The following is a 17286-nucleotide window of genomic DNA, read 5'->3' on the forward strand; positions in this document are numbered from 1 at the left end:
TTCAGTCGAGACGCATGTCGATGCCGCACTTCGACATATAGTGCTTCGCCTCGCTGACGGAATAGGTGCCGAAGTGGAAGATCGACGCGGCGAGGACGGCATTGGCATGGCCCTCCTTCACCCCGGCAACGAGATCGTCGAGATCGCCGACGCCGCCGGAGGCGATCACCGGCACACGCACCGCATCGGCGATCGCTCGCGTCAGTTCCAGATCGTAACCGACCTTGGTGCCGTCACGGTCCATCGAGGTGACCAAGAGCTCGCCGGCGCCGCGCGCCACCATCTTTTGGGCGAATTCGATGGCATCGATGCCGGTCGCGTTACGGCCGCCATGGGTATAGATTTCCCAGGCGCTGAGATTGTCGCCGCCGACCGCCTGGGTGCGCCTGCGCTTTGCATCGATCGACACGACGATGCACTGGTCGCCGAACTTGTCGGCCGCCTCGGCAACGAAGTCGGGATTGCTGACGGCTGCCGAATTGATCGAGACCTTGTCGGCGCCGCACAGCAGCAGTCTGCGGATATCGGCGATGGTACGCACCCCGCCGCCGACCGTCAGCGGCATGAAGCATTGGTCGGCCGTGCGCGACACGACATCGAAGATCGTCTCGCGATTGTCCGAGGAAGCGGTGATGTCGAGGAAGCAGAGTTCGTCGGCGCCTGCCGCATCATAGGCCTTCGCGGCTTCGACGGGATCGCCGGCATCGACGAGATTGAGGAAGTTGACGCCCTTAACGACACGGCCGTCCTTGACGTCGAGGCAGGGAATGACACGGGCCTTGAGGGTCATTTACGCGGTCTCCTTGGTCCGGGCCGCCTTGATCAGCGCCAGCGCTTCCTCGGGATCGATACGGCCGTCGTAAAGCGCACGGCCTGAAATCGCCCCTTCCAATTTCCTCGCATCGGGCTGCAGCATGCGTCTAACATCGTCGAGAGAGGCAAGACCACCCGAGGCGATGACGGGAATGGAGACGGCGTGGGCAAGTTCCAACGTCGAGGTCCAATTGATCCCGGCAAGAATGCCGTCACGGTCGATATCGGTGTAGATGATCGCGGCGACGCCGGCGCCCTCGAATTTCCTGGCGAGTTCGATGATCCCGAGTTCGGAGGCTTCCGCCCAACCCTCGACGGCCACCTTGCCGCCCTTGGCATCGATACCGACGGCGACATGACCGGGAAATTTCCGGCAGGCCTCGATGACCAGCGCCGGATTTCTGACCGCGACGGTGCCGAGAATGACGCGCCGCAGCCCGCGCGACAGCCAGGCCTCGATATGATCGAGCGTGCGAATGCCGCCGCCGAGCTGCACTGGATTGTCAGTTGCCTTCAAGATCGCTTCGACGGCATCGCCATTGGCCGAATGTCCCGCGAAGGCGCCGTCGAGATCGACCACATGCAGCCATTCGAAACCCTGGTCTTCGAAGGATCTCGCCTGGGCGGCCGGATCGGTGTTGTAGACCGTCGCCTGCTGCATGTCGCCGAGCTTCAGGCGGACGCATTGGCCGCCTTTAAGATCGATCGCGGGAAAAAGGATCATGTCGTCTTACGTCCGTAGAGTGGTCGGTACCATCAGCGCATTCCACGCATCTACGATATCCGAGCGGAAAAAGACAGCGGCAATGGCAGCCGCGCCGAAAAGCAGAAGCAGGAGCAGGGTGACGGCAAAGCCGGCACGAACCTGACGCCAGAAGCCCAGGCGCCTCTTCATTGCTTTCTCGATGTTTCGCACCTGGCGCAACGCATCGCTGTTGACGGCGGACAGCCGGATCTGCGGCTCCATCGCCTCGACATAGGTTTCGGCATAACTCGAAAGGATCTGCGAGGCGCGGTCGCGCAACGTATTGCGCAGGTCGGTCGAGAGATAATTGCTGTTGACGGCGGCAAGTTCGGCATCATCGGGTGAACGGCCGGCATTTCGCTTGCGGTGGCTGAGAACGAAATCGCGCTTTTGCCGCTCGTAGAGTGCATAGGCGAGCAGGCCGATCAGATCGTCCTCACCTTCGATATAAAATTCCAGCACGGCCTCGGCGATGTCGCCGGCGCTGACCCCGTTTTGCCGCCGGCTCGAACCGTCGTTTGCGGGGAAAGAATCATGGATCATCGGTCCAGCCTTTCTTTCAGCGTCTTGGCTGCGTTGGAAAGCGCTTTCCGATGAATGGCTTCGTCGACACGGCGGATGATCGTGCCACCGGGAAGCTTGATATCGGAAAAGGGAGGCAAGCCTTCCCTGGCGGGCCGCAATGTGTAGAACACCTTGCCTGATTTCCGTGACGCCGGCATCGAGCGCACTCCTGTTCCGTCATTTCCTTACTCGAACAGGATGATTTTAGGCCGGTTCGGCCTTAAATTTGAATCCTGTTCTACATTATATAGTCAGAGCATGATGTCGTCCGAAAACCGCGCACACTTTTCGGCATCATGCTCTAGGAAAATAAGGCGGCTGTATTAAAAGCCAGCCCTTGAAGCAATTCCTGCAAAACTGCGCAGCGGTTTTGCGTCCTGAATTGCCTGAGCAGGCTCTACGGGTTCCAGCGCAGGAAATTGGCGATTAGCGCCAGGCCGAGCTTCTGGCTCTTTTCCGGGTGAAACTGTGCTCCGACCATGTTGGCGCGTCCGACGAAAGCTGTCATCGGACCGCCATAATCGGCCGTCGCAATAACATCCTCGGCGTTTTCAGCGGCAAGATGGTAGGAATGCACGAAATAGGCGTGCAGCCCTTCCGACCCCGTCGGAATACCATCGAAAAGCGGATGTTCGCGCTTGAGGTCGAGCGTGTTCCAGCCGATCTGCGGGATCTTCAGCGCCGGATCATCAGGCGTCATCTCGACGACGTCACCGGGGATCCAGTTAAAGCCGTGCGTCACGGTCTTCTCGAGGCCGCGCGAGGACATGAGCTGCATGCCGACGCAAATGCCGAGGAACGGCCGTGCCTTCTTCTCGACAGCCTCGATCAGCACCTCGGCCATCCCAGGCACGGCATCGAGGCCGCGCCGGCAATCGGCATAGGCACCGACACCGGGAAGCACGATACGATCGGCCGCGGCAACATCCTCCGCCCTGTCGGTGAGATCGATATTGGCATCGATGCCAGCTTCGCGGGCGGCACGCTCGAAAGCCTTGGTCGCCGAGCGCAGGTTACCGGAGCCATAGTCGATAATCGCGACGCGCATCGTCAGCGTCCCCCATCAAAACCAAAGAGACCAAGCGACGTTGCATGGCCGTGCGGACTGTTCGGACGGCCCCTGTTCTGCCAGTCCGGTGCCGCTGCGTCGTCGCTACCCGCGATGACAGCCCTGTCCGAGAAATAGATCTGCTCAGCAATGCCGATCGTATCGGCTGCAATGAGTTCGTCTTCATTCCAACCCTTGGCGGCAAGGTTGCGGACTCGGAAATTCTGGCCCTCGAGACCGACCAGAATATTCACGCCCAACAGGATTGCCGCTCCCGCCGCCCCGAGGCCCGGTTCGTCCATCAGCGCGCCACCGATCCCCTGCAGCAGAAAGGCGACGGCCGCATGCAGCCAAAGCCGATGCGCCAGCAGCCAAGCCCATGGAAACAGGAAGCCGAACAGCGTGAAGCCGTCGCGGATGGTTCGGGTCTCATCGGCCGTGGCGCTCGTGCTGCCGGGCGGTGTCAGGAAGATATAGCTGGATGTCATTGTCGCCGCTCCCTTGAAGGGCTCAGACGAGCGTGCCCTTGGTCGAGGGAACACGGCCTGCCTGTCTCGGATCGATCTCTGTTGCCGTGCGCAACGCGCGGGCAACGGCCTTGAAGCATGTCTCGGCAATATGGTGATTGTTGGCGCCATAATGGTTGAGAATATGCAAGGTGATGCCGGCATTCTGGGCGAGCGCATGGAAGAATTCGCGAACGAGCTCGGTGTCGAAAGTGCCGATCTTCGGAGCGCTGAAGCCGACATTCCAGACGAGGAACGGACGGCCGGAAAGATCGACAGCAGCCTTGGTCATCGTCTCGTCCATGGCGAGATCGATCGACGCGTAGCGGGTGATGCCGCGCCGGTCGCCGAGCGCCTTGGAGATCGCCTGGCCGATGGCGATGCCCGTATCTTCGACCGTATGGTGGTCGTCGATCTGCAGGTCGCCCTTGGCATCGATCTCCATATCGATGAGGGAATGTCGCGAAAGCTGGTCGAGCATATGGTCGAAGAAGCCGACACCCGTTGAAATCGTCGATTTGCCGGTGCCGTCGAGGTTGACGGAAACGGAAATCGAGGTTTCGTTGGTCTTGCGGGAAACGCTGCCCGTGCGGCTTGCTGCGGTCTCGGCCATATGGCCCTCCATCGGGAATAAGGCCGTTCCTTATCAGGCGCATCGGGAAATATCCAGAAGCCGGGCAAGAGAAAAGCCGGCCCATTTGCAATCGGCGCCAGTCCACTTACATAGGGCTCAACAGGGTCGGCATGCGGCCCGGCAGACAGGTGTTTTATGACAACAATCATTACAGTTCGAAAAGGCGGCAAGGTGGTGATGGCGGGCGACGGCCAGGTGAGCCTCGGCCAGACCGTCATGAAGGGCAATGCCCGCAAGGTGCGCCGTATCGGCAAGGGCGAAGTCGTCGCCGGTTTCGCCGGCGCCACTGCCGATGCCTTTACCCTGCTCGAAAGGCTTGAAAAGAAGCTGGAGCAATATCCCGGTCAATTGATGCGTGCCGCCGTCGAGCTCGCCAAGGACTGGCGCACCGACAAATACCTGCGCAATCTCGAAGCCATGATGCTCGTCGCCGATAAGTCGATCACGCTGGCGATCACCGGCAATGGCGACGTTCTGGAGCCGGAGCATGGCACGACGGCGATCGGTTCCGGCGGCAATTTTGCCCTCGCGGCCGCCCTCGCACTCATGGATACCGACAAATCGGCCGAAGAGATTGCCCGCCGTGGTCTCGATATCGCCGCCGACATTTGCGTCTACACGAACCACAATGTCGTGGTGGAATCGCTGGATGCCGAAGGCTGAACCTTATGCCTTCCGGCCGCTTGCCGCGACTGATCTGCCGCTCCTCGCCAAATGGCTGGAAAGCCGGCATGTCAGGCGCTGGTGGGGCGATCCGGCCAGGGCGCTGGCTTCGATGGAAAAGCATATCGATGCGGCTTCCGTCTCGTGCTTCATCGTCACGCTGAATGGAAAGGACTTCGCTTTTATCCAGGCCGCCGATCTCGACGACGAGGACGATGAAGCGCTCGCCGGTCAGCCGAAGGGCACCTACGGCATCGACCAGTTCATCGGCATCGAGGAATTCGCGGGCAAGGGTCACGGACCGGCCTTTATGATAGTGTTCTGCGATATGCTCTTTGCAAAGGGCGCGCAGCGCATTCTCGTCGATCCGCATCCCGACAATGCATTCGCAATCAGAGCCTATACCAAGGCGGGCTTTCAAGGACTTGGCGAAACAACGACGAATTACGGCCGGGCGCTGTTGATGGCCCTGGACCGCCAGGAGAATGATACGCAATGACCACTTTTTCCCCCCGCGAGATCGTTTCCGAGCTCGATCGCTACATCATCGGCCAGCATGACGCCAAGCGCGCCGTTGCGATTGCGCTGCGCAATCGCTGGCGCCGCCAGCAGCTGGACCCCAGCCTGCGCGACGAAGTCATGCCGAAGAACATCCTGATGATCGGCCCGACCGGTGTCGGCAAGACCGAGATCTCTCGCCGCTTGGCAAAACTCGCCGGCGCACCCTTCATCAAGGTGGAAGCCACCAAATTCACAGAAGTCGGCTACGTCGGCCGCGATGTCGAGCAGATCATCCGCGATCTGGTCGAGGTCGGCATCGGCCTGGTTCGCGAGAAGAAGCGGGCCGAAGTGCAGGCCAAGGCGCATGTGAGCGCCGAGGAGCGTGTTCTCGATGCGCTGGTCGGCACGACCGCGTCGCCCGCCACGCGTGAAAACTTCCGCAAGAAGCTCCGGGACGGCGAACTTGACGACAAGGAAATCGATATCGAGGTAGCCGATGCCGGTTCCGGCATGGGCGGCTTCGAAATTCCCGGCATGCCTGGCGCCAATATCGGCGTGCTGAACCTCTCGGAAATGTTCGGCAAGGCGATGGGCGGCCGCACCAAGAAGGTCCGCACCACCGTCAAGGCCTCGTATAGTGACCTGATCCGCGACGAATCCGACAAGCTGATCGACAACGAAGTGATTCAGCGCGAGGCCGTTCGCTCCACCGAGAACGACGGTATCGTCTTCCTCGACGAAATCGACAAGATCGCCGCCCGCGACGGTGGCATGGGCGCCGGCGTTTCGCGCGAAGGCGTCCAGCGCGACCTGTTGCCGCTCGTCGAAGGCACGACGGTTTCGACCAAGTACGGTCCTGTCAAGACGGACCATATCCTGTTCATCGCTTCCGGCGCCTTTCATGTCTCCAAGCCCTCGGATCTTCTGCCGGAACTGCAGGGCCGCCTGCCGATCCGCGTCGAATTGCGTCCGCTGAACAAGGATGATTTCCGCCGGATCCTGACCGAGACGGAAGCAAGCCTCATCCGCCAGTACCGCGCACTGATGGAAACCGAGAGCCTGAGCCTCGAATTCACCGACGACGCAATCGACGCGCTTGCCGATGTCGCCGTGCATCTGAACTCCTCGGTCGAAAATATCGGCGCACGCCGTCTGCAGACGGTGATGGAGCGGGTGCTGGACGATATTTCCTACAACGCGCCGGATCGGGGCGGGACGGCCGTGACGATCGACGCCGCCTATGTGCGCGAACATGTCGGCGATCTCGCACAGAATACCGATCTCTCGCGCTTCATTCTGTGATATCGGCGCACCGCTTCATGCCTTTCCCGGCATGAATGACGGATTGTGACGAACGCGACTCTCGACAGCGCGCCTTTTACTTTCTAGTGAAGGCCCGTTTGTTTTCCGCTCCGGCTTTATTCGGCCAAGATTCTGGTCCAGGCAGCCGCATCGCAAACAAGACGATGAACGGACGGGATAACGGATCGTGCGACGCCTTTTGACAAGCCTTATGATTGCCGTTGCCCTGGTGAATTCGGCGCCTGCCTTCGCAATGCAAACGGTGCCGGCTGGAAATCGTCACGCCGAGCAGCCCGATATTCCGGGCGCTTCCATCAGGCGCACCAAGGGTACCAAGAGCAGCTTCGATCTGAAATACGAAAAAGTTCATGAGCTTCTGGCGACCGACCGCGAGCTGATGGGCAAGATCCGCAAGGTCTCCAGCGCTTACGGCATCAATCCCATCCATGTCGTCGGCGCGATCGTCGGCGAACACACCTATAATGTCGACGCCTACGACCGGTTGCAGGCCTACTATGTCAAAGCCGCCTCCTATGCCGGAGAAAGCTTCCGCTTCGCCTATGACGGCGAAAGCGTCGACGAATTCGTGGCGCGGCCGCAATTTTCCGAATGCAAGGGCAAGAGCGATTCCTACACGCTTTGGTCCTGCCGCGAAGATGTCTGGGAAAGCGATTTCCGCGGCAAGACGGTTGATGGCACAAGCTTCCCCAACAACCGTTTCAGCGCGGTCTTCTTCCAGCCCTTCTATGCCGGTCAGACCTTCGGCCTCGGCCAGGTCAATCCGCTGACGGCGCTGATGCTCTCCGATCTCGTGACCCGCGTGTCCGGTTATCCAAAGCTGAACGAAAAGAATGCCGGCGCCGTCTACAGGGCCATCATGGATCCCGATATCTCGCTCGCCTTCGTCGCGGCCTCGATCCGCAGATCGATCGACGATTACAAGGAGATCGCCGGCATGGATATCTCGGGCAATCCCGGCCTGACGGCGACGCTTTATAATGTCGGCAATTCGCGCCAGCGCGCCGCAGCCCTTGCTGCGAAGAACCGCGGCGGCGGCGCGACCGTCTGGCCCGAGGAGAATTATTACGGCTGGCTGATCAACGACAAGCTGGACGAACTCAAGGGCCTGCTCTAGCTTCAAGCTTGCCGGGAAGCTTAGATCTTCCCTGAAAGGCTTTGACGATGGACATGCGTCCGGACCCCTTCGTTCCGCCAGCACCGCTGCCGCGTACTGTGCCGCCGAGCCGGCTGGAAATCATCCGCATCATCCTGCGCAATCCGCTCGAACTCTGGGGCGAACCGTCCTACACGCTGCCCTGGATCAAGACGAGTTTCTTCGGCCAACACACGCTGATCGTCAACGATCCTGGGCTGATCAAGCACGTGCTGGTCGACAACGCCAGCAACTACCGCATGTCCGACATTCGTCAGTTGGTGCTGCGGCCGATCCTGCGTGATGGTCTGCTGACGGCGGAGGGCCAGGTCTGGAAACGGTCGCGAAAAGCGATCGCCCCCGTCTTCACGCCGCGCCACGCGAAAGGTTTTGCCGGCCAGATGCTGCGGCAGTCGGAGGACTATGCTCGCAAATACCAAGACGTCCATGCGGCTGGCCAAGTTTTCGATATCGCCACCGACATGACCGATCTGACCTTTGCGATTCTTGCCGAAACACTCTTCTCCGGCGAAATCGTCTCCTCGAGCGGCCATTTCGCCGAAGACGTCAATCAACTTCTCCACCGCATGGGCCGCATCGACCCGATGGACCTGCTGCGCGCCCCTTCCTGGGTTCCACGCGTGACACGCATCGGCGGTCAGAAGGTGCTGGAGAAATTCAGAGCGATCGTCCGCGATACCATGGATATGCGGCTTGCGAAGATGAGGGCCGATCGAGCCGCACCGGAAGATTTTCTGACGCTGCTTTTGGAGCAGGCCGGTCCCGACGGCCTGACCAAGGAGGAGATTGAGGACAATATTCTGACCTTCATCGGCGCCGGGCATGAAACGACCGCGCGTGCGCTTGCCTGGACGCTCTATTGTGTCGCCAACAGTCCGCATATCCGCGAAGCGATGGAGACGGAGATTGACGCTGTTCAGGGAACCGGCGCCGAGCCTGTGGAATGGCTGGATCTGCTGCCGGTCACGCGGGCGGCGTTTGAGGAAGCGCTGAGACTCTACCCGCCCGCGCCCTCGATCAATCGCGCCGCGATCGCCGATGATGTCTGGACGAATGCCAAGGGCGAGAAGGTCGAGATACCGGCCGATATCACCGTGCTCATCATGCCCTGGACACTGCATCGCCATGAACTCTATTGGGAAAAACCGCGCGCCTATATGCCGGAACGCTTCCTGCCCGAAAATCGCGGCAGCATCGGCCGCTTCCAGTTTCTGCCGTTCGGTGCTGGCCCGCGTGTCTGCATCGGCGCAACCTTCGCGCTGCAGGAGGCGGTGATTGCGCTTGCAGTCATGATGCATCGCTTCCGCTTCGATCAGACGGAATCGACCAATCCCTGGCCGGTGCAGAAACTGACGACGCAGCCGCAGAACGGGCTGCCGATGCGCGTGACGCCGCGCATAATTTCCACGAGGGCATAAATCTTTCGAATTATTGCAGAATTGACTGTGAATGAAAGCCGGGCAAAGTGGCAGCATTCAAAGTCGTTGCCAGGGAGAATGCCGCATGAGTCGCGTTGATAAGAACGGTCTTGCCATCGAAACCGTCCTTCATGATTTCCTCGTCGAGGAGGTGCTGCCGGGTCTGGCGGTCGATGCGGACAGGTTCTTTGCCGATTTTTCGGCTGTAGTCCACGATCTCGCCCCTAAGAATCGTGCGTTGCTGGCAATACGCGACGAGCTGCAGGTAAAGATCGACGACTGGTATCGTCGGCATGGCGCCCCGGTGGATATGGATGACTACCAGTCCTTTCTCCGCGAAATCGGTTATCTCCTGCCTGAGGGATCCGACTTCCAGGTTTCGACCGACAATGTCGACCCGGAGATCGCCTCAATCGCCGGCCCGCAGCTCGTCGTTCCCGTCATGAACGCCCGTTACGCCTTGAACGCCGCCAATGCTCGCTGGGGCTCGCTCTATGATGCGCTCTACGGTACGGACGCGATTCCCGAGAGCGACGGCGCCGAGAAAGGTAAGGGCTACAATCCGAAGCGCGGCGAGAAGGTCATCGCCTGGGTCCGCGATTTCCTCGATACCTCGGCGCCGCTGCAGGACTGCCGCTGGAAGGACGTCGGAAGCTTTGCCGTCAAGGATGGAGCGCTGGTCGTCAGATCGATCGACGGCGAGCAGGCCATGCTGACGGACGGCAGCCATTTTGCCGGCTACCGCGGAGATCCGACCGCGCCAACGCATATTCTCCTGAAGAACAACGGCATTCACATCGAAATCGTCATCGATGCAGCGACGAGGATCGGGAAAGCCGATCCAGCTCATATTTCCGATGTCTGGCTGGAATCGGCAATCACGACAATCATGGACTGCGAGGATTCGATTGCCGCTGTCGATGCCGAAGACAAGGTCGTCGTCTATCGCAACTGGCTCGGCCTGATGAAAGGCGATCTGCAGGAAAAAGTGGCAAAGGGCGGAGCGAGCTTCATCCGCACGCTCAATCCGGATCTGCAATATGTTGGGCCGGACGGCACCTCTTTCGAGGTGCGTCGCCGCTCGCTGATGCTGGTGCGCAATGTCGGCCACCTCATGACCAATCCGGCGGTCCTCGACCGCGACGGCAACGACGTGCCTGAAGGCATCATGGATGCTGTGATCACCGGCTTGATCGCGCTTTACGATATCGGCCCATCCGGGCGGCGGAAGAATTCCCGCACCGGCTCCATGTATGTGGTCAAGCCGAAGATGCACGGCCCCGAGGAAGTCGCCTTCGCCGTCGAAATATTCTCGCGGGTTGAAGATGCGCTCGGCCTGCCGCGCAATGCCATCAAGATGGGCATCATGGATGAGGAGCGCCGCACGACTGTCAACCTCAAGGAATGTATCCGCGCTGCCCGCGAGCGCGTCGTCTTCATCAATACCGGCTTCCTTGATCGCACCGGCGACGAGATCCACACCTCGATGGAAGCCGGCCCGATGATTCGCAAGGGCGACATGCGCCAGGCGGCGTGGATTTCCGCCTATGAGAACTGGAATGTCGACATCGGCCTCGAATGCGGCCTTTCGGGCCACGCCCAGATCGGCAAAGGCATGTGGGCGATGCCGGATCTGATGGCGGCGATGCTCGAACAGAAGATCGCCCATCCGAAAGCCGGCGCCAACACCGCCTGGGTGCCGTCGCCGACGGCGGCAACCCTGCACGCCACCCATTACCACCGGGTCAATGTCGCCCGTGTCCAACAGGGTCTGAAGGACCGCGCCCGCGCCAAGCTGTCCGACATTCTCTCCGTACCGGTCGCGGTGCGGCCGAACTGGACACCGGAGGAAATCCAGCGCGAACTCGACAACAATGCCCAAGGCATCCTTGGTTATGTTGTGCGCTGGGTCGATCAGGGCGTCGGTTGCTCGAAGGTGCCCGACATCAACAATGTCGGGCTGATGGAAGATCGCGCGACGCTGCGCATTTCGGCCCAGCATATGGCGAACTGGCTGCACCACAAGGTTGTCAGCGAAGCTCAGATTGTCGAGACGATGAAGCGCATGGCTGCCGTCGTCGATCGGCAGAATGCGTCGGATCCCGCCTATCAGCCGATGGCCGGCAATTTCGATGATTCGATCGCCTTCCAGGCCGCCCTCGATCTCGTCTTGAAGGGTAGGGAACAGCCGAACGGTTATACCGAGCCGGTACTTCACCGCCGTCGCCTCGAACTCAAGGCGAAGCAGGCGGCGTGACGGCTTGACGGAGAATGCGAAAAGGCCGCCGGAACGACAGTCCTGGCGGCCTTTTTTATACCGAATTCGATAATTAGCTTACTGAATGACGACGACCTTGGACGTGCCCTTGCCGGGACGGACGCGGCTGTAGAGATCGATGACATCCTGGTTCATCAGGCGAATGCAGCCCGAGGAAGCGGCGGTGCCGATCGAGGCCCACTCCGGCGTGCCGTGCAGGCGGAAGAGCGTGTCCTTGCCGTCCTCGTTGAAGAGATACATGGCGCGTGCGCCGAGAGGATTGGTGAGGCCCGGGCCCATGCCGTCTTCGACGTACTTGGCGAGATCGGGCCGGCGGACGGCCATTTCCTTTGGCGGGTGCCAGTTCGGCCATTCCTGCTTCCAGGCGACGTAGGCGGTGCCGGCCCATGCGAAGCCCTGCTTGCCGACGCCGATGCCGTAGCGCATCGCCTTGCCGTTGGCCAGGATGTAATAGAGGAAGCGCTCGCGCGTGTTGACGATGATCGTACCGGGGCGCTCGGTGGTCTGGTAGCTGACGACCTGGCGGCGGAACTGCGGCTTGACCCTGTCGATCGGGATCGCCGGCAGGGAGTACCCGGCATCCTTCGTCACGCCGTAGGCGTCGTTGAAGATCTGTGCTGTCTGTACCGTCGGGCCTGCGCCCTTGTCGTCGGCGGATGCGCTGTCTGATGTCGTGGAGCAACCGGCCAGGGCGAGCGTCGCCAGCAGGCCAAATACAGGGAATGCATTGCAGATGCGCATGGAGGACTCTTGAAGTTTTGGGGCAAGGGAGAATGGTCTTTCGACCATCGTTGATTATGGTTTATTTTCGATTAACTTGCGCTTTGCAAGGCTGCTGCAGCGCGACAAATCCGTCTGCCGCGCAAATTAGAAGCGCATGGTTTTTTTGCAACAACGCGCCAGCCCCTCTGATGGTTATCCATGACGATTTTGAGCGTTTACAATAACAATCCGTTAATCGATGGCCGGCAATCGGACAGGGCCATGATGGTGCGGCGCGGAACGCAGATATTGCTGCATGAAATGCGTCACGCCGTGCTGCCCGAACTGCCGCTGGCCAGCGGCCGCCGCGCCGATCTGATCACGCTTTCGGAAAAGGGCGAGGTCTGGATCATCGAAATCAAGACGTCGATCGAGGATTTCAGGGTGGATCGCAAATGGCCGGAATACAGGCTGCATTGCGACCGCCTGTTCTTTGCGACTCACCAGGATGTGCCGCTGGAGATCTTTCCCGAGGAATGCGGGCTGTTCCTGTCGGATGGTTATGGCGCCCATATGATTCGCGAGGCGCCGGAGCACCGCATGGCGCCCGCCACGCGCAAGTCGGTCACGCTTAATTTCTCGCGCGCCGCCGCACAAAGGCTGCTGATGGCCGAATGGGCGAACGGAAAACCGTTCAACGTGGATGATGTCTGATGCCGCGCTGCCTATTTCGGCGCGCGTTTGGCAAGGATACGCTGCAGCGTCCGCCGGTGCATGTTGAGCCGGCGCGCCGTTTCGGAAACATTGCGCTCGCACATTTCATAGACCCGCTGGATATGCTCCCAGCGCACCCGGTCGGCCGACATCGGATTTTCGGGAAGCTCGGCCTTTTCGCCCGGCCGCTGCGTCAGCGCCGAAAACACGTCGTCGGCATCCGCAGGCTTTGCGAGGTAGTCGACAGCGCCGAGCTTCACGGCCGTTACCGCCGTTGCGATATTGCCATAGCCGGTCAGCACGATGATCCTGGTGTCGTCGCGTCGCTGGCGGATCGCCTCGATGACGTCGAGCCCGTTGCCGTCGCCGAGCCGAAGATCGACCACCGCATATTTCGGCGGCCGGCCTCTCGACTTCGCAACGCCTTCCGCCACTGATTCGGCCGTCTCCACCTGGAAGCCGCGCGTCTCCATCGCCCGGGCCAGGCGGCGCAGGAATGGCCCGTCGTCGTCGACGATCAGCAGGCTGGCGTCGGGACCGATATGATCCTCGTCCGACGCGGCGAAATTGTCATGATTCTGTTCTGTCATCGTCTCGGTCCCGGCGGTTGAGCGCCCGATCTGCGTTAACCGCTATATCCTGTTTATGCCGACAAAGTCATTTTGTCGAATTTGCGTCGATCAGCATGCGCGGCCATTCGATTCGGATGCGCGCGCCCGCACTTTCCGGATCGCGGTTCTCGAAAACCAGCGACGCCCCCGAGCGCTCCAGCAGCGTCTTGGCGATGAAAAGCCCGAGCCCGAGGCCCCCGGCCGTATCCTCCTTCTGCCGCTTGGTCACATAGGGCTCGCCGATGCGCGTCAGAATATCAGGCGCATAACCGTTGCCGTCGTCTTCGATGACGATCAGCACCTTGTCGTGATCGTGCTCGACGGTGACGGTCACTTTCTCCCGCGCGTAATCGACGGCGTTTTCGATCAGGTTGCCGAGCCCGTACATGATGCCGGCATTGCGGTCGATGACCGGCTCACCCTTGCGCGGGCTCTTTTCGATGAGCTCGAGAGCGATACCGAATTCCCGGTGCGGGGCGACGATCTCCTCGATCATCGAGGAAAGCGGCAGCCGGCGCATATGCGCCTCGCCTTCGGAGGAAAGCGTCGTCAGCCGCCGCAGGATGTCGCGGCAGCGTTCGCTCTGGCTGCGCAGCAGCATCACGTCCTCGCGGAAACGATCGTCGTCCTTGAGTTCCCGCTCCATTTCCTTGGCGACGACGCTGATCGTCGCAAGCGGCGTGCCGAGTTCATGGGCGGCCGCAGCCGCCAGCCCATCGAGTTGGGAGAGGTGCTTTTCCCGCTGCAGCACCAGTTCGGTCGCCGCCAGCGCATCGGCAAGCTGGCTCGCTTCCATCGAAACCCGATAGGCATAGAAGGCGGCAAACGCCATCGTCGAGGCGATCGAGCACCAGACACCGAACTGCATAACGTTGTGCACATTGATCTCGACCCCGTCGAACCAGGGCAGCGGGAAGGGCGAAAAGGCAAGCACCGTGATGCAGACCATCGCAAAGCCGATCAGCGCGGTGCTGTAGCGGATCGGCTGCGAGGCAAAGGAAATGATGACGGGCACGCAGACGAGCGCTGCGAAAGGATTGGCAAGGCCGCCGGTAATGAAGAGCAGCGCGCAGAGCTGCAAAAGGTCGAAGCCGAGCAGGGCAAAGGCGGCTGACGGCTCTAGCCGATGCGTCGGTGGATAGCGGATCGTCAGGTAAAAATTCACCCAGGCCAAGGCGGCGATCAGCGAAGAGCTGGCAATCAGCGGCAAGGAAAATTTCAGCCAGAAGGCAACGATGAACACCGTCAGCGCCTGTCCGCCGACGGCAAGCCAGCGCAGCCGCACCAGCGTCTGCAGGCGCAGCCTGCGGCTGTTGTGCCGGTCCTCCAGCGTATAGCCTTCCGTCTTGTCGATCATGCCAGGCTTGTCGATCATGCCGAGGGCTCCTTCAATGGCCCTCATGTACCACGCGGTTTTGCCCGTGTCGTCGGCAAGGCATCCTCCGGTCGCTCCGGCCAGGGATGCCGGGGATAGCGGCCGCGCATATCCGCACGCACATCCCTCCATGAGCCGGCCCAGAAGCCTGGCAGGTCGCGTGTCGTCTGGATCGGCCGGTGCGCCGGCGAGGTGAGCTCGAGCAGCAGCGGCAGGCGGCCACCGGCAATGGCTGGGTGCTGCTTCAGTCCAAACAGCTCCTGCACGCGGATCGTCAGCACCGGCTCCTCGCCCTCATATTGGATCGGATGCCTCTGGCCGGTCGGCGCTTCGAAATGGGTCGGCGCAAGCCGGCTAAGGTCGCGCTGCAATTCGTGCGGCACCAGCGATATCAGCCCGTTCGAAAGCCCGGCTGCGGAAATCTCGGAAAGGCCGCGGGCCTCGGTCTGAAAGGGGCCGAACCACTCGTCCAGCCGGGAAAGCAGGGCGCCGTCGCTGACATCAGGCCAGGGCTCGCCGATCATCCGGTGAAGGAATCCGATCCGCTCGCGCAGCTGCATGGCCTCCTTCGAGAAGGCAAGCTGATCGAGCCCCAGCTCGCGCACCCCCTCCACCAGTGCTTGGGTGACTGCTGGCCCGGAAGGTCGCGGCAGGGGCGTCTCTTCGAAGACGATTGCACCGAGCCGGGTTGCGCGCCGCGCCCTGACCTGCCGGCTCTGCCGGTCGAAGAATATCTGGTCGCCGGTTTTGATCTCGCCGGGAAGTTCGGCTTCGACATCGCCACGTGTCACCTCAGCTGCCGCCAAAACCCGCGCCTGCGCCGCCCGTCCGGTCAGGTCGGCAATCACCAGCATCTGGCTGCCGGCCAGCCTCTCGATCTCCGGCAGCTCCGCTCCGCGTCCGTTCGCCATTACGAATCGGCCGCGCCCGCCGCGCTGAAGTGCGATTCGATCCGGAAATGCGTGCAGCAGCAGCTGGCCCGCAAGTGCCGGCGCCGTTGCGGTAACGCTGTCGAGGCCGCTCGCCAGCCGTCCTGCCAGCCGCCGTGAAGCCTCCGCTCTCTCTCCGCGCTCGGCCTTGAAGCGTCGCAGCCGCTCCTCGATATCGATACTAGTTCCGCCAAGCCCCTGTTCCGTGAGAAGCACGGCGATCATCGCCGCATCCCGGGCGTGTCCCGCTTCTCCCGCCGAGACGACCATGGCGGCAAGCCGCGGCGGCAAAGCGAGGTCGCGCATCACCTTGCCGCGCGCGGTCAGCGCTCCGTCCTTGTCGAGGGCGCCGAGCTGGCTAAGCAGAACCCGCGCTTCCCTCAGCGTCGTTTCCGGCGGCTGATCGACGAAGGCAAGCGATGCCGGATCTTGAACGCCCCAATGTGCGAGGTCGAGCACCAGCCCCGAGAGATCGCTGGAAAGGATCTGCGGTGGTGTGAAGGCCGGCAGAGCCGCCGTCTGTCCCTGGTGCCATAGTCTTACGGCGATACCCGGTTCCGTTCGTCCGGCACGCCCGGCCCGCTGATCGGCGGAAGCCCGCGATACGCGCACCGTCTCCAGCCGTGTGATTCCAGTCGAGGCCTCGAACACCGGCAGACGCTGAAGCCCGCTGTCGATCACGATCCTGACGCCGTCGATGGTAATCGACGTTTCGGCGATCGACGTCGCAAGCACAATTTTTCGCGTCCCTGGGGATGCCGGCCGGATCGCCGCATCCTGCTCCTTCTGGCTGAGATTGCCGTAGAGCGGCGCAATCAGCGTCTCGGCTCCGAATCGTCCCTGCAGACGTTCCACAGTCCGCGTGATTTCTGCCTGGCCGGGCAGGAAAGCGAGGATCGAGCCCGCCTCATTGACATGGGCATCGAGTATCGCCCGCGTGACAACGTCCTCGATGCGTTCGCCGCCCGTCCGGTCCTGGTAACGAATATCGATCGGAAAGCTGCGCCCCAGGCTTTCGATGACAGGTGGGTGGTCGAGCAGGGCGGCCACGCGTTCGACGTCGAGGGTCGCCGACATGACCAGGATACGCAGATCCTCGCGCAGCGCCGACTGGACGTCGAGCGCCAAAGCGAGTCCGAAGTCTGCGTCCAGCGAACGCTCATGGAATTCGTCGAAGATCACCGTCGAGACACTGGTCAGCTCCGGATCGTCGAGGATCATCCGGGCAAAAACTCCTTCGGTCACCACCTCGATCCGTGTCGCTGCCGATATCCTGTTGTCAAGGCGCATGCGGTAGCCGACCGTCCCG

18 protein-coding genes (1 of these 18 running past the window's edge) are annotated in these 17286 nt (G+C 61.4%); 7 read left to right on the forward strand and 11 right to left on the reverse strand.

Annotation, left to right across the window (positions count from 1 at the left end; all coding sequences use genetic code 11):
• Position 1: 1 nt before the first annotated feature.
• From hisF to hisB, 7 genes are all read right to left on the reverse strand, one after another.
• Complete coding sequence (gene hisF, locus N1937_RS22185) at positions 2–790, reverse strand: imidazole glycerol phosphate synthase subunit HisF (protein ID WP_017965973.1); 789 nt, start codon at positions 788–790, stop codon at positions 2–4.
• Positions 791–1537, reverse strand: coding sequence for a 1-(5-phosphoribosyl)-5-[(5-phosphoribosylamino)methylideneamino]imidazole-4-carboxamide isomerase (gene hisA / locus N1937_RS22190; RefSeq protein ID WP_260056988.1), 747 nt, complete (start codon positions 1535–1537; stop codon positions 791–793).
• Positions 1538–1543: 6 nt separating this feature from the next.
• The gene (locus N1937_RS22195) at positions 1544–2101 is read right to left on the reverse strand and encodes a hypothetical protein (protein WP_170277869.1); all 558 of its coding nucleotides are present in this window, start codon (positions 2099–2101) and stop codon (positions 1544–1546) included.
• Positions 2098–2280 (reverse strand): hypothetical protein, encoded by a 183-nt coding sequence (locus tag N1937_RS22200; RefSeq protein ID WP_260056989.1) that lies wholly within the window; start codon positions 2278–2280, stop codon positions 2098–2100. Before N1937_RS22200 ends, N1937_RS22195 begins: the two co-directional genes overlap by 4 nt.
• Before the next feature lie 239 nt (positions 2281–2519).
• The gene (hisH, locus tag N1937_RS22205) at positions 2520–3170 is read right to left on the reverse strand and encodes an imidazole glycerol phosphate synthase subunit HisH (protein WP_162114928.1); all 651 of its coding nucleotides are present in this window, start codon (positions 3168–3170) and stop codon (positions 2520–2522) included.
• 2 nt (positions 3171–3172) lie between these two features.
• Complete coding sequence (locus N1937_RS22210; protein ID WP_260056990.1) at positions 3173–3658, reverse strand: DUF2628 domain-containing protein; 486 nt, start codon at positions 3656–3658, stop codon at positions 3173–3175.
• A gap of 22 nt (positions 3659–3680) precedes the next feature.
• Complete coding sequence (hisB, locus tag N1937_RS22215) at positions 3681–4289, reverse strand: imidazoleglycerol-phosphate dehydratase HisB (protein ID WP_260056991.1); 609 nt, start codon at positions 4287–4289, stop codon at positions 3681–3683.
• A 156-nt stretch (positions 4290–4445) separates the two neighbouring features.
• Here hisB and hslV point away from each other — a divergent pair, with 156 nt between their 5' ends.
• The 6 genes from hslV to N1937_RS22245 all read left to right on the forward strand — a co-directional run bounded on the left by hslV (position 4446) and on the right by N1937_RS22245 (position 11625).
• A complete protein-coding gene (hslV, locus tag N1937_RS22220; RefSeq protein ID WP_260056992.1) occupies positions 4446–4973 on the forward strand; it encodes an ATP-dependent protease subunit HslV in 528 nt (175 codons plus the stop codon).
• Positions 4960–5472, forward strand: a complete 513-nt coding sequence (locus N1937_RS22225; RefSeq protein WP_162114926.1) for a GNAT family N-acetyltransferase — start codon at positions 4960–4962, stop codon at positions 5470–5472. Before hslV ends, N1937_RS22225 begins: the two co-directional genes overlap by 14 nt.
• Positions 5469–6776 (forward strand): ATP-dependent protease ATPase subunit HslU, encoded by a 1308-nt coding sequence (hslU, locus tag N1937_RS22230; protein WP_011649875.1) that lies wholly within the window; start codon positions 5469–5471, stop codon positions 6774–6776. Before N1937_RS22225 ends, hslU begins: the two co-directional genes overlap by 4 nt.
• A 187-nt stretch (positions 6777–6963) precedes the next feature.
• Positions 6964–7911: a DUF1402 family protein gene (locus tag N1937_RS22235; RefSeq protein ID WP_162114925.1), complete on the forward strand. Its 948-nt coding sequence runs from the start codon at positions 6964–6966 to the stop codon at positions 7909–7911.
• 47 nt (positions 7912–7958) lie between these two features.
• Positions 7959–9368 (forward strand): cytochrome P450, encoded by a 1410-nt coding sequence (locus N1937_RS22240; RefSeq protein WP_260056993.1) that lies wholly within the window; start codon positions 7959–7961, stop codon positions 9366–9368.
• Between the two features lie 85 nt (positions 9369–9453).
• Complete coding sequence (locus N1937_RS22245; protein WP_260056994.1) at positions 9454–11625, forward strand: malate synthase G; 2172 nt, start codon at positions 9454–9456, stop codon at positions 11623–11625.
• Between the two features lie 78 nt (positions 11626–11703).
• Here N1937_RS22245 and N1937_RS22250 read toward each other — a convergent pair whose 3' ends face one another.
• Complete coding sequence (locus N1937_RS22250; protein ID WP_017965961.1) at positions 11704–12387, reverse strand: L,D-transpeptidase; 684 nt, start codon at positions 12385–12387, stop codon at positions 11704–11706.
• Between the two features lie 180 nt (positions 12388–12567).
• On the opposite strand from N1937_RS22250, the gene N1937_RS22255 reads away from it, so the two are divergent.
• Positions 12568–13062, forward strand: coding sequence for an MmcB family DNA repair protein (locus tag N1937_RS22255; protein ID WP_162114922.1), 495 nt, complete (start codon positions 12568–12570; stop codon positions 13060–13062).
• Between the two features lie 11 nt (positions 13063–13073).
• Here the strand turns inward: N1937_RS22255 and N1937_RS22260 are convergent, their stop codons facing one another.
• The 3 genes from N1937_RS22260 to hrpB form a co-directional block, all read right to left on the reverse strand.
• Positions 13074–13652: an ActR/PrrA/RegA family redox response regulator transcription factor gene (locus tag N1937_RS22260; protein WP_011649881.1), complete on the reverse strand. Its 579-nt coding sequence runs from the start codon at positions 13650–13652 to the stop codon at positions 13074–13076.
• 67 nt (positions 13653–13719) lie between these two features.
• Positions 13720–15048 (reverse strand): ActS/PrrB/RegB family redox-sensitive histidine kinase, encoded by a 1329-nt coding sequence (locus N1937_RS22265; RefSeq protein ID WP_020486149.1) that lies wholly within the window; start codon positions 15046–15048, stop codon positions 13720–13722.
• 23 nt (positions 15049–15071) lie between these two features.
• Positions 15072–17286: the 3' portion of an ATP-dependent helicase HrpB gene (hrpB, locus tag N1937_RS22270; protein WP_260056995.1), read on the reverse strand. It continues 251 nt past the right edge of the window; 2215 of the gene's 2466 nt are visible here — the last part of the coding sequence; the start codon falls outside the window, past its right edge; its stop codon occupies positions 15072–15074.

The sequence above is a fragment of the Rhizobium sp. WSM4643 genome (assembly GCF_025152745.1).
In the GTDB taxonomy this organism is placed as follows: Bacteria; Pseudomonadota; Alphaproteobacteria; order Rhizobiales; family Rhizobiaceae; genus Rhizobium; species Rhizobium leguminosarum_I.